We start from the raw sequence: 14744 nt of genomic DNA, 5'->3' as shown, positions 1-14744 counted from the left end.
CGAGCAACGGACTCAGCGCCCCCAACGGCCCCTCCCAACAACGCGTCATCCACCAAGCCCTCACCAACGCCCACCTCACCAGCACCGACATCGACGTCGTCGAAGCCCACGGCACCGGCACCCGCCTCGGCGACCCCATCGAAGCCCAAGCACTCCTGGCCACCTACGGCCAAAACCGAGGCGACAACCACGAACCCCTCTGGGTCGGATCCGTCAAATCCAACATCGCCCACACCCAGGCCGCCGCCGGTGTCGCGGGCGTCATCAAAATGGTCATGGCCCTGCGCCACGGCCTCATGCCCGCCACCCTCCACATCGACCAGCCCACCCCCCAGGTCGACTGGTCCGCGGGCGCGGTGGAACTCCTCACCGAAGCACGCCCCTGGCCCGAGACCGACAACCGGCCCCGCCGCGCAGCCGTCTCCTCCTTCGGCATCAGCGGCACCAACGCCCACGTCATCCTCGAACAAGCCCCCGAACCACAACCCCAACCGACTCCTGCGACACGACAGACACCAAGCCTCGTGCCGTGGACGGTCTCAGCGAAGTCCGACACCGCCCTGCGGGCGCAGGTGGAGCAGTTGCAGTCGTTCGCGGCCGACCGTTGCGAGCTGGACGCGGTGGACGTCGGCTGGTCGCTGGCGACCACGCGGGCTGCTTTGGAGCACCGTGCGGTGCTGGCCGGGGACGGAATTCTCGTCACGGGCGTCGCGGGCGAGGGCCGGACCGCGTTCCTGTTCACCGGTCAGGGTTCGCAGCGCACCGGCATGGGCCTGGGACTCTATGAGTCGTTCCCGGTGTTCGCCGAAGCCTTCGACGCGGTCTGCGCACGGCTCGACGTACGACTGGAACGTCCCCTGCGCGAGGTCCTCACCGACGGCGCCGACCTCGACCACACCATGTGGGCGCAGGCCGGGCTGTTCGCACTCGAAGTCGCCCTGTTCCGGCTCGTCGAATCCTGGGGCGTCACCCCCGACGTACTCCTGGGCCACTCCCTGGGTGAGATCACCGCCGCACACGTCGCTGGCATCCTCGACCTGGACGATGCCTGCACGCTGGTTGCCGAACGGGGCCGGCTCATGCAAGCCCTGCCCGAAGGCGGCGGCATGCTCGCCGTCCAAGCCACCGAAGCCGACGTCGCCGCCTCCGACCTGGACATCGCCGCGGTCAACGGCCCGAACTCCGTAGTCCTCTCCGGTACCACCGAAGCCATCGAGCGCTCCGCGGCCGAATGCGCCGAGCGGGGCCGCCGGTTCAACGTCCTGTCGGTGTCGCACGCGTTCCACTCCGCCCTCATGGAACCCGTGCTGGCCGAGTTCGCGGCCGTCCTGGCCGGCCTGACCTTCCACCCGGCCCGGATCCCGGTCGTCTCGAACCTCACCGGAGCCGTCGCCGAACCCGGCGCCATGCAGCAGCCGGAGTACTGGCTGAACCAGGTGCGGCAGCCGGTCCGTTTCGCCGACGGGGTCGCGGCTGCCGCAGAGTTCGGCGTGACACGGTACGTGGAACTCGGCCCCGACGGAGTCCTGTCGGCCATGGCCCAGGACACCGCCGCCGAAGCCGACTTCGTCCCCGTCCTGCGCAAGGACCGCAACGAGACCGACACCGCCCTCACCGCGATCAGCCGCCTCTGGGCCACAGGCACCGACATCGACTGGACCGCCGTCTTCGCCGGCTGGGGCGGCCGAACGGTCGACCTGCCGACCTATGCCTTCCAGCGCGCCCGGTACTGGCCGGAGCCGGCTGCCGAACCCACCGGCGTTCCGAGTGGCGGCGACCTGACCGAGAGCCGGTTCTGGGACGCGGTCGAACGCGAGGACCTCGGACAACTGGCCACCGAACTTGACCTGCCCGACGCCCCCGACGCCCTCCACCAGTTGCTGCCGGTCCTCTCCGCCTGGCGACGCCAACGACGCGAACGCTCCGTGGTCGACTCCTGGCGATACCAGGTCACTTGGAAACCGCTCACCGGCCTGTCGCCCACAGGGCCCTTGGCGGGGACGTGGGTAGTCGTCGGTTCGGAGCGGTCGGATGTGGCCGCGGCGCTGACCGGTGCCGGGGCTTCGGTGGTCGGTGTGTCCCTCGACGGCGGTTCGACAGGGCGGCGCGAGCTGGCGGCGACGCTCGAACGTCTTGCCGGCGAGGCCCATGACCTGTCCGGTGTCGTGTTGTCGGCCGAAGCCGTCGAGGACCTTCCCGCACGCAGCGGGGTCCCGGCTCCTCTTGCGGTCGTGCTGTCGCTGCTGCAGGCACTGGCCGACGCCGACCTGGCCGTCCCGCTCTGGGCGGCGACGCGGGGCGCGGTGTCGACCGGGCGGTCGGATCCGCTGCGGAGTCCCGGCCAGGCCGCCGTCTGGGGTCTGGGCCGGGTCGCCGCGCTGGAGTTCCCCCAGCAGTGGGGCGGTCTGGTGGACCTGCCGGCCGAACTGGACGCCCGTGCTGCCGCCCGGTTCGCCGGAGTCCTGGCCGACGGCGGCGAGGACCAGGTCGCCGTTCGCGCGTCCGGCGTCCACGGCCGGCGCGTGCTGCGGGCCGAGCCCGTGGCACCGGCCGGCGGGACGTGGAGTGGGTCGGGAACGGTACTGGTCACGGGAGGCACCGGTGCGCTGGGCTCCATGGTGGCGCGTTGGCTCGCCGGCCGGGGTGTGCCACACCTGGTGCTGACCAGCCGCGGCGGCGTGGCCCCCGACGGCCTGGTGGACGAACTGGCCGGGCTGGGTGCACAGGTCACGGTCGCCGCCTGCGACGTGGCCGACCGGGATGCCCTCGCCGCGGTGATCGCCGCCATTCCGGCGGAATGGCCCCTGACCGGCATCGTGCACACCGCCGGCGTCGGGACTCCGGAAAAGCTGGACCGGACCAGCCTGGACGCGGTGGGGGAGGTGCTCGAGAGCAAGGTGACCGGGACGGTGCACCTTGACGAGCTCACTGCGCACCTGCCGCTCGACCTGTTCGTCGTCTTCTCGTCGATCGCCGCGACGTGGGGCAGCGGCGGTCAGGGTGCGTACGCGGCGGCCAACGCGTTCCTGGACGCCTGGGTGCAGCACCGCCGCGACCGCGGGTTGGCGGGAACGTCGGTGGCCTGGGGCCCGTGGGCCGAAGGAGGGATGGCCACCAGGGAGGAGACGGAGGAGTACCTGCGTCGGCGTGGGCTGAACGCGCTGGATCCGGCGCTCGCGATGCGGGCGTTGGCCGAAGCGGTCGACGGCGGACTGGACGCGCTGACGGTGGCGGACGTCGACTGGCCCGCCTTCATGTCCGCGTTCACTTCGGCCCGCCACAGTTCACTGCTCGCCGACCTGCCCGAGGCCGTACAGGCCGACGGGGCCATCGGTGGTACCGCTGACGCCGACCTGCCGTGGCGCGGTGAACTGAGGGCCGTCTCCCAGGCACGACAGCAGGAGATGCTGCTGGATCTGGTACGAGGGCTGGCTTCGACGGTGCTGGGTCACTCGGGCGTGGACGAGGTCGAACCCGAGCGGGCATTCCGGGATCTGGGTTTCGACTCGCTGATGGCGGTCGAACTGCGCAACCTGCTGGCCACGCACACCGGGCTGACCCTGCCCGCGACCTTGGTGTTCGACTACCCCGCGCCGCGAGTGCTGGCCGAGTACCTCCGGACTCTGCTGATCGATGCGGCGCAGCCTGCGGACCTGGTGCCGATCCCGGTGGGTGCCGTCGACGAGCCGATCGCGATCGTGGGGATGGCGTGCCGCTACCCGGGCGGGGTCGATTCGCCGGAGCGGTTGTGGGACCTTGTCGCCGACGGGGCGGACGCCATGTCGGCGTTCCCGACGGATCGCGGATGGCCGGCGAACGTGGCTGGCGCAGCCGGCGGTTTGGGCGGGTTCGTCCATGACGTGGCCGAGTTCGATGCGGGCCTGTTCGGGATCTCGCCGCGTGAGGCCCTGGCGATGGATCCCCAGCAGCGGCTGCTGCTGGAGGCCGCGTGGGAGACGTTCGAGTCGGCGGGCATGGACCCGCGGTCTCTCCGCGGCCGGAACGTGGGCGTGTTCGCCGGCGCTTCCTCGTCCGGATACGGCTACGGCGGTGTGCCGGGTTCCGACGGTCACCTGCTGACCGGCACGGCGAACAGCGTGATCTCCGGCCGGGTGGCGTATGCGTTCGGGCTCGAAGGTCCGGCGGCCACGATCGACACGGCGTGCTCGTCGTCACTTGTGGCTCTGCACTGGGCGGCGCAGGCACTGCGTGCCGGAGAGTGCAATCTGGCGCTGGCGAGCGGCGTGACCGTGATGGCCACGGCGAACGTCTTCACCGAGTTCGACCGGCAGGACGGGCTCGCGACCGACGGCCGTTGCAAGTCGTTCGCGGCGGCGGCCGACGGGACGGGCTGGGCCGAGGGCGTCGGCGTACTGATGCTGGAGCGGCTGTCGGACGCCGAGCGCCACGGGCATCAGGTCCTTGCGGTGGTGCGCGGCAGCGCGGTGAACCAGGACGGTGCGTCGAATGGTCTGACGGCGCCGAACGGTCCCGCACAGCAGCGGGTGATCCGCCAGGCACTGGCGAACGCCCGGCTGACCGGTGCGGATGTCGATGTGGTGGAGGCCCACGGGACGGGGACGCGGCTCGGCGACCCGATCGAGGCGCAGGCGCTGCTGGCGACCTACGGTCAGGAGCGTGGCGCGGAGGACGAGCCGCTCTGGCTGGGGTCGGTGAAGTCGAACATCGGCCATGCCCAGGCTGCCGCGGGTGTCGCGGGTGTGATCAAGATGGTCATGGCGATGCGGCACGGCGTGCTGCCGGCGACGCTGCACGTGGACCGCCCGTCGCCTCAGGTGGACTGGTCGACGGGCGCGGTGGAACTGCTGACCGAGCCGCGTTCGTGGCCGGTGTCGGACCGTCCGAGGCGGGCGGGTGTGTCGTCGTTCGGTATCAGCGGGACGAACGCACACGTGATTCTGGAGCAGGCCCCGGAGGCCGTCGAGCCGGTGCAGGCATCGGACGACCTGCCGTCGCTGCGGACACCGGAGGTGGTCCCGTGGGTGGTCTCGGCGAAGTCCGAAGCCGCGCTGCGGGTGCAGACGGAGCGGCTGCGGTCGTTCGTGACCGAGCATCCGGAGCTGGATCCGGTACACGTCGGCTGGTCGCTGGCGACGACCCGGGCCGCGCAGGAACACCGCGTGGTCCTGGCCGGCGACACGGTTATGGCTTACGGCGGGGATGTCCTTGCCGCGGGTGTCGCTGCCGAGGGGCGGACCGCGTTCCTGTTCACCGGTCAGGGTTCGCAGCGTGCGGGCATGGGCCTGGGGCTGTACGAACAGTTCCCGGTGTACGCCGAGGCCTTCGACACGGTGTGCGCCCGCTTTGACGCCCGGTTGGAGCGTCCGCTGCGCGAGGTTCTGACCGATGGGGTCGGTCTCGATCAGACGATGTGGGCGCAGGCCGGCCTGTTCGCGCTCGAAGTGGCGTCGTACCGTCTCGTCGAGTCATGGGGTGTGACGCCGGACGTGCTGCTGGGCCACTCGCTGGGCGAGATCAGCACCGCACATGTCGCGGGGATCCTCGACCTGGACGATGCGTGCGTGCTGGTGGCGGAGCGTGGCCGCCTGATGCAGGCGCTGCCCGAGGGCGGCGGCATGCTCGCCGTGCAGGCCACCGAGGCGGATGTCGCGGATTCCGGTCTGGACGTCGCCGCCGTCAACGGCCCCCACTCCGTGGTGCTCTCCGGCGAGGTCGAGGCCGTCGAGCGGTACGCGGCGGAGTGTGCCGCCCGTGGCCTGCGGTTCAGCGTCCTGTCGGTGTCGCACGCGTTCCACTCGGCCCTGATGGAACCGATGCTGGACGAATTCGCGGGCGTGCTGGACGGGTTGACCTTCCACCCGGCACGGATACCGGTCGTGTCGAACCTGACGGGTGCCATTGCCGAAGCCGGGCTGATGCAGGAGCCGGATTACTGGCTGCGGCAGGCGCGGCAGGCAGTGCGATTCGCGGACGGTGTCACGGCTCTCGAAGCGATGGGTGTGACGCGGTACGTGGAGCTCGGCCCGGACGGCGTGCTGTCCGGCATGGCCCAGAAGACCGTCGTCGGGGCCGAGTTCATTCCTGTCCTGCGCAAGGACCGCGACGAGACCGACACCGCGCTCACTGCCGTCAGCCGCCTCTGGGCTGTGGGTGTCGGCGTGGACTGGACGGCTGTGTACGCCGGTTGGAACGGCCGGGTGGTCGATCTACCGAGGTACGCGTTCCAGCGTGAGCGGTACTGGTCGCAGCCGGGTGTGACCGGTGGGGATGCGGGGGCGCTGGGCATAGAGGATGCCGGGCATGCGCTGCTGGGTTCCGTGGTGGCGCTGGCCGAGGGCGACGGAGTTGTGCTGACCGGACTGCTGTCGGTGGGTGCGCATCCGTGGCTGGCTGATCACGTGGTGTCGGGGCATGTGGTGGTGCCGGGAACCGCGTTGGTGGAAATGGTTCTGCGCGCCGGCCAGGAGGTGGGCTGTGGTCTGCTGCGGGAGTTGGTGCTGCGGGCGCCGCTGGTGCTGCCGGAGGCCGGTGGCGTTCAGGTGCAGGTCCGGGTCGACGACCCTGACCCGTCGGGCGACCGGCCGGTCCACATCCATGCCCGTGCCGAGGGCACGGACGAGTGGACGCTGCATGCTGCGGGTTCGCTGGCTGAACAGGCAGGTTCGGAGGCTGACTTCAACCTGCGTGCGTGGCCGCCGCAGGGCGCGGACGCGGTGGACGTCGACGGGTTCTACGAGGCGTTGGCGAGCGCGGGGTTCGGCTATGGCCCGGTGTTCCAGGGTGTGCAGGCGGCTTGGCGCGATGCGTCCGGTGTGTACGCCGAGGTGACGATCGAGGGGTCGGCGGACGGGTTCGCTATCCACCCAGCGCTGTTCGATGCAGCGCTGCACCCCTCCGGCCTCATCCTCGGCGACCACACCGAGGCCTCCGGGCCGCGGTTGCCGTTCGCGTGGTCGGGTGTGGAGCTGTTCGCGGTCGGGGCGACCACGTTGCGCGTCGCGATCCGCCCTGAGGGTGAGGGCATCACCGTCCGGGCGGCCGACGGGACCGGTGCGCCGGTCGCGGTCGTGCGCTCGCTGGTGTCGCGCGCGGTGTCGGCGGAACAGCTGTCTGCGGCCGGGCCCGCGGATGACGCGTTGTTCGCGGTGGCGTGGGTCGCGTTGCCGCCGGGTGCTGCTGCTTCCGGCGACGCGGTGGAGGTTCCGGCGTGGACGGTACTGCCGACCGGTGACGGTCCGGTGGAGCAGGTGCTCGGCGAGGTTCTGCGCGGTGTGCAGGAGTGGCTGGCTGACGAGGGCACGTTCGGCTCACGCCTGGCGGTGGTGACCCGGGGTGCGGTTCCGGCTGATCCCGGTGCGGTCGTGGATGTGGTGGGTGCGGCGGTGTGGGGGCTGGTTCGCTCCGCGCAGTCGGAACACCCGGACCGGATCGTGCTGGTCGACACCGACCCGGCCACCGAAGAACAACTGGACCTGGCGCTGCTGGCAGGCATCGACGAGCCGCAGGTCGCCATCCGCGATGGTGCGCTTCTGGTGCCCCGCCTGACCCGTGCGGTCAGGAGCGGGTTGGTGCTGCCGGACCACGACTGGCATCTGATGCCGGGCGCGGACGGCACGCTGGAGTCTCTCCACGTCGAGGCGGCCGACACGCCGCCGCTGGAAAGCGGCCAGGTGCGGGTCGAAGTCCGTGCTGCGGGTGTGAACTTCCGGGACGTGCTTCTGGGGCTGGGAATGTACCCGGAACCGGGCACGATGGGTTCGGAAGCGGCCGGTGTGGTCGTGGAAACCGGTCCCGGCGTCGGCGACCTCGCTGTCGGGGACCGGGTGTTCGGCTTCTTCGTCGGGGGTTTCGCTGCCCAGGCGGTGACCGGCCGGGAGCTGCTCGTGAAGGTTCCGGCGGGCTGGTCGTGGGCGCAGGCGGCAGCTATACCGCTGGTGTTCGCGACCGCCTGGTACGGGCTGCAGGACCTGGCCGGGGTCAGGCCCGGTGAGTCGGTGCTGATCCACGCCGCCGCCGGCGGTGTCGGCATGGCCGCGGTACAACTGGCCCGGCACTGGGGCCTGGAGGTGTACGCCACCGCCAGTCCCGGCAAGTGGCCCACCCTCATCACCCACGGAGTCGATCGGTCAAGGATCGCGTCTTCCCGTGACCTCGACTTCGAGGAGCAGATCCGGACCGCGACAGGCGACCGTGGAGTCGACGTCGTCCTCAACTCCCTCGCGGGCGAGTTCGTGGACGCCTCGCTGAGGCTGCTGGCGCCGGGTGGCCGGTTCGTCGAAATGGGCAAGGCCGACGTCCGCACCGGTCTCGACGTCCCGTACTTCGCGTTCGACTTCACCGATGCGGGCACGAAACGCATGGGCCGGATCCTCGCCGAAGTCGTCGCCCTCTTCGAGCAGGGCGTCCTCGAACCGCTGCCGCTGACCGTGTGGGACGCACGCGAAGCCGTCACCGCCTGGCGCCACATGGCGCAGGCCAAGCACATTGGCAAGAACGTCCTCGCCCTCCCCGCCCGCCCGAACCCGGACGGCACCGTACTGATCACCGGCGGTACCGGCACCCTCGGCGGACTCCTCGCCCGCCACCTGGTCACTGAACACGGCATCCGCCACCTCCTCCTGCTGTCCCGCCGTGGCTCTGACGCGCCTGGCGTGTCCGATCTGGTCGCGGAGCTCGCCGAGCTGGGTGCCCAGGCACGGATCGTGGCCTGCGACGCCGCCGACCGCGACGCCCTCGCAGCCGTCCTCGCGGACATCCCCACCGAGGCTCCACTGACCGGCGTCGTCCACGCGGCAGGTGTCCTCGACGACGGCGTGTTCACGGCCCTGACCCAGGAGCGTCTGGAGACGGTCCTGCGGGCGAAGGCCACCGCCGCCGCGAACCTGGACGAACTGACCCGCGACACCGACCTCGCGATGTTCGTGCTCTACTCCTCCGCCTCGGCGACGTTCGGTACTCCGGGGCAGGCCAACTACTCCGCCGCCAACGCTTACCTCGACGCCCTCGCCACCCGACGCCGCACAGAAGGCCGACCCGGCCTCTCCCTGGCCTGGGACATGTGGCAGCAGGCCAGCGCGATGACCGGTCATCTTCAGGACCAGCTCGCACGGGGCCTGGCCACCGAGCAAGGCCTCGCCCTCTTCGATACAGCCCTGACGCGCTCGACCGCACACCTGGTGCCGGTCAATCTCGACCTGGCCGGGTTGCGGGCGGACGGTGAGGTGCCTGCCCTGCTGCGTGGTCTGGTCGCCGGCCGGGTGCGGCGTGCGGTCGCGCAGGAGTCGGTAGCGGGTCTGGCGCTCATGCAGCGGCTGCGGACCGTTCCCGAAGCCCAACGGCTACAGAGACTCCTTGAGTTGGTGCGCGGCAGCGCCGCGACGGTTTTGGGGCATGCTTCGGCCGATGCGATCGGTGAGCGGCAGGCGTTCAAGGATCTGGGCTTCGACTCGCTCACCGCGGTGGAACTCCGCAACCGGCTGACCGCAGCCACCGGCCTGCGACTGCCCGCGACGCTGGCGTTCGACTACCCCACCCCGGCTGTGCTGTGCGAGTACGTGGCCCAGCAGCTCTTCGGTGAGTTGGAGCCGGTCGAGGAGCCGGCGCGCCGGGTGACGGCGGACCGGAACGACGAGCCGCTGGCGATCGTGGGTATGGCGTGCCGGTTCCCGGGGGAAGTCACTTCCCCCGACCAGCTGTGGAACCTGGTCGCCGACGGGAAGGACGGCATCTCGCCGTTCCCTCTCGACCGAGGCTGGCCGACGCTTGCCGACATGGTGCAACTGGGCGGGTTCGTCCAGGGCGCGGACGGCTTCGACGCCGGGCTGTTCGAGATCAGCCCTCGTGAGGCGCTTGCCATGGACCCGCAGCAGCGGCTCCTTCTGGAGGCGGCTTGGGAGACGTTCGAGTCGGCGGGGATGGATCCGCGGTCGTTCCGCGGCCGGAGCGTGGGTGTGTTCGCCGGTGCGGCTTCGTCCGGATACGGGGCGGCGGGGATACCTGGTGCCGAAGGGCACATGTTGACCGGTACGGCGAGCAGTGTGATCTCGGGGCGGGTTTCCTACGCGTTCGGGCTCGAAGGTCCTGCGGTGACGGTGGACACGGCGTGTTCGTCGTCGTTGGTGGCCCTGCATCTGGCGGCGCAGGCGCTGCGCACCGGCGAGTGCGACATGGCGTTGGCCGGTGGTGTGACGGTGATGGCCACGCCGGGCGCGTTCGTCGAGTTCGACCGGCAGGACGGGCTGGCCGGTGACGGGCGGTGCAAGGCGTTCGCTGCGGCGGCCGACGGGACGGGGTGGTCCGAGGGCGTCGGCCTGGTGATGCTGGAGCGGCTCTCGGACGCCGAGCGCAACGGGCATCAGGTGCTGGCGGTGGTGCGCGGCAGTGCCATCAACCAGGACGGTGCGTCGAATGGTTTGACGGCGCCGAACGGTCCGTCGCAGCAGCGGGTGATCCGCCAGGCACTGGCCAACGCCCGGCTGACCGGCGCGGACGTCGACGTGGTGGAGGCGCACGGGACAGGAACGCGTCTGGGCGATCCGATCGAGGCTCAGGCGCTCCTGGCGACGTACGGCCAGGAGCGAGGCGAGGGCGGCGAGCCCTTGTGGCTGGGGTCGGTGAAGTCGAACATCGGCCACACACAGTCCGCGGCAGGCATCGCGGGTGTGATCAAGATGGTGATGGCGTTGCGGCATGGTGTGCTGCCTGCGACGTTGCATGTGGATGAGCCGTCGCCGGAGGTGGACTGGTCGGCGGGCGCGGTGGAGTTGCTGACGGAGGCCCGGGCGTGGCCTGTGTCGGATCGTCCGCGGCGTGCGGCGGTGTCGTCGTTCGGGATGTCCGGAACGAACGCGCACGTGATTCTGGAACAGGCGGCGGAACCGGTCCAGGTTCCGCCGCCGGCTGCTCCCGTTTCGGGTGTGTCGGCGTGGGTGGTGTCGGCGAAGTCCGAGGCGGCGCTGCGGGCGCAGGTGGAGCGGCTCGGGGCGTATGTCGCGGGCGATGCAGGGCTTGAGCCGGTGGACGTGGGGTGGTCGCTGGCGACGACGCGTGCGGCGCTGGAACATCGCGCGGTCATCGTCGGCGAGAGCCGGGAGGAGCTGCTGGCCGCCCTGCCCACAGCCGCGTCGGCCACCGCGGGTTCTGGTGGTGTGGTGTTCGTGTTCCCGGGTCAGGGCTCGCAGTGGGTGGGCATGGCACGGGAGTTGTGGGACACCTCGCCGGAGTTCCGGGAGCGGTTGACTGAGTGCGAGACGGCACTGGCCCCGTATGTCGATTGGTCGCTGAGTGAAGTCGTCCTGCAGGACGGTGACGTGGACCGGGTGGACGTGATCCAGCCGGTGTTGTGGGCGGTGATGGTCGCTCTGGCCGAGGTGTGGCGTTCGGCGGGTGTGGTGCCGTCCGCGGTGGTCGGTCATTCGCAGGGTGAGATCGCTGCGGCGTGTGTGGCGGGCCGGCTGTCGTTGGATGACGCGGCACGGGTGGTGGCGTTGCGGTCGAGGGCGCTGGTGGCGGTGGCCGGTGGCGGGGGCATGGTGTCCGTGGCTGCCGGCCGGGAGACGGTCCAGGAGCTGACGTCGGACCGGGTGTCGGTGGCGGCGGTGAACGGTCCGTCCTCCACGGTGGTCTCCGGTGATGACGAGGCGCTCGACGCGTTCATGGCGGAGTGCGAACAGCGTGGCATCCGCACACGCCGGATCCCGGTGGACTACGCGTCCCATTCACCGCGGATGGACCAGCTCCGGGAGCGGATTCTTGCGGATCTGGCCGGGCTGTCCCCGGCTGTCGGCACGGTTCCGATGCTGTCCACGCTGACCGGTGGCCTTGTCGAGGGCGGTTTGGATGCCGGGTACTGGTTCGACAATCTTCGTTCGACAGTGGAGTTCGAGACCGCGGTCCGGTCCCTGCTGGGGCAGGGCATGCGCACGTTCATCGAGGTCAGCGCCCATCCGGTGTTGACGGTGGGTGTGGAGGAGACGGTCGACGCGGCCGGCGCAGATGCGGTGGTGCTGGGCACGCTGCGGCGTGGTGAGGGCGGGATGCGGCGTGTCCTGGCTTCCCTCGGTGAGGCATGGGCGGCCGGCGTCGACGTCGACTGGACCACGGTGCTCACCGGCCGCCACGTCACACTTCCCACCTACGCGTTCCAGCACCAGCGGTACTGGCCGCAGTCACTGCCTGGTGGGACTGGTCGGTTCGCATCCGGGCATGCGTTGCTGGAGACAGCCGTCTCGTTGGCCGAGGGGGCTGGAACTCTTCTGACAGGCTTGCTGTCGGTGGGTGCGCATGGGTGGCTGGCCGACCATCTCGTGCTGGGCCGCATCGTGGTCCCCGGTGCCGCGTTGGTGGAGATGGTGCTGCGGGCCGGCCAGGAGGTGGGCTGCGGTCTCGTCCAGGAACTCGTTCTGCGGGCGCCGCTGGTGCTGCCGGAGTCCGGTGGCGTCCAGGTGCAGGTACGGGTCGAGGACCCGGATCCCTCGGGCGACCGACCGTTCCACGTGCATGCCCGTGCCGAGGGCGCGGACGAGTGGACGCTGCACGCGTCCGGCTCGCTGGCGGAACAGAACGGCCCGCACGCTGACTTCGACCTGAGTGTGTGGCCGCCGCAGGGCGTGGAAGCGGTGGATGTCGACGGCTTCTACGAGGCGTTGGCCGGGGTGGGCTTCGGTTACGGCCCGGCGTTGCAGGGCGTGCACGCGGCCTGGCGCGACGCGTCCGGTGTGTACGCCGAGGTGACGATCACTGAGTCGGCGGACGGGTTCGGTATCCATCCCGCCCTGCTCGACGCCGCACTGCACCCCTCCGGCCTCATCCTCACCGATACCGACACCGAGACCGCCGGGCCGCGGTTGCCGTTCGCGTGGTCGGGTGTGGAGCTGTTCGCGGTCGGGGCGACCACGTTGCGGGTGGCGATTCGCCCTGAGGGCGAGGGCATCACCGTTCAGGCGGCCGACGGGACCGGTGCGCCGGTCGCGCTCGTACGCTCGCTGGTGTCGCGTGCGGTGTCGGCGGAACAGCTGTCTGCGGCCGGGCCTGCGGATGACGCACTGTTCGCGGTGGAGTGGGTCGCGCCGCCTCCGGGCACTTGTGCCACCGGCGACGCGGCAGAGACTCCGGCATGGACGGTGCTGCGCGCTGCTGACGGTTCGGTGGAGCGGGTCCTCGGCGAGGTTCTGCGCGGTGTGCAGGAGTGGCTGGCTGACGAGGGCACGTTCGGCTCACGCCTCGCGGTGGTGACCCGGGGTGCGGTTCCGGCTGATCCCGGTGCGGTCGTGGATGTGGTGGGTGCGGCGGTGTGGGGGCTGGTGCGCTCGGCGCAGTCGGAGCACCCGGACCGGATCGTGTTGGTCGACACCGACCCGGCCACCGAAGAACAACTGGACCTGGCGCTGTTGGCCGGCATCGACGAGCCACAGGTCGCCATCCGCGACGGCGCGCTGCTGGTGCCCCGCCTGACCCGTGCGGTCAGGAGCGGGTTGGTGCTGCCGGACCACGGCTGGCACCTGCTGCCGGGTGCGGACGGCACGCTGGAATCCCTCCACATCGAGGCCGCCGACACTCTGCAGCTGGAACCCGGCCAGGTACGGGTCGAGGTCCGCGCGGCAGGTGTGAACTTCCGGGACGTGCTCCTCGGGCTGGGCATGTACCCGGAACCGGGAACGATGGGTTCGGAGGCGGCCGGTGTGGTCGTCGAGGTGGGCCCCGACGTCGAAGACCTTCATGTCGGGGACCGGGTGTTCGGGTTCTTCGACGGGGGTTTCGCTGCCCGGGCGGTGACCGGCCGGGAGCTGCTCGTGAAGGTTCCGGCGGGCTGGTCGTGGGCGCAGGCGGCAGCTATACCGCTGGTGTTCGCGACCGCCTGGTACGGGCTGCAGGACCTGGCCGGGGTCAGGGCGGGTGAGTCGGTGCTGATCCACGCGGCGGCCGGCGGTGTCGGCATGGCCGCGGTACAACTGGCTCGGCACTGGGGCCTGGAGGTGTACGCCACCGCCAGTCCCGGCAAGTGGCCCACCCTCATCACCAACGGGATCGACCCGTCACGGATCGCTTCTTCCCGTGATCTCGCATTCGAGGAGCAGATCCGGACCGCGACAGGCGACCGTGGAGTCGACGTCGTCCTCAACTCCCTCGCAGGCGAGTTCGTGGACGCCTCACTACGCCTGCTCACACCGGGCGGCCGGTTCGTCGAAATGGGCAAGACAGATGTCCGCACCGGTCTTGACGTCCCGTATTTCGCGTTCGACCTGTCGGATGCGGGTCCGGAGGGCATGGGCCGGATCCTCGCCGAGGTCGTCGCCCTCTTTGAGCAGGGTGTGCTCGAACCGCTGCCGCTGACGGTGTGGGACGTACGCGAGGCGGTCACCGCCTGGCGTCACATGGCGCAGGCCAAGCACATCGGCAAGAACGTCCTGACCCTCCCCGCCCGCCCGAACCCGGACGGCACCGTACTGATCACCGGAGGCACCGGCACCCTCGGCGGACTCCTCGCCCGCCACCTCGCCACCCAACACGGCATCCGCCACCTCCTCCTGCTGTCCCGGCAAGGTCCGGATGCGCCTGGTGCAGCGGATCTCGTGGACACGCTGCAGGAAGCCGGGGCTGTGGTGGATGTCGTCGCCTGTGACGCCGCCGACCGCGACGCTCTCGCTGCCGTCCTCGCGGACATCCCCACCGAGGCTCCGCTGACCGGTGTCGTGCATGCGGCGGGTGTCCTCGACGACGGTGTGTTCACCGCCCTGACCCAGGAGCGTCTGGAGACGGTCCTG

Annotated in this window: 1 protein-coding gene; it reads left to right on the top strand. The window is 70.7% G+C overall.

What is annotated here, in order from left to right; all coding sequences use genetic code 11:
• Positions 1-14744 (top strand): SDR family NAD(P)-dependent oxidoreductase (locus ABZS61_RS34455; protein WP_356430370.1); only part of this gene is annotated, 14744 nt, incomplete at both ends.

This window comes from Streptomyces sp. NPDC005566, assembly GCF_040605575.1.
GTDB lineage: Bacteria > Actinomycetota > Actinomycetes > Streptomycetales > Streptomycetaceae > Streptomyces.
The sequence above is the reverse complement of the archived record's forward strand: the minus strand, read 5'-3'. Positions and strand labels throughout refer to the sequence as shown.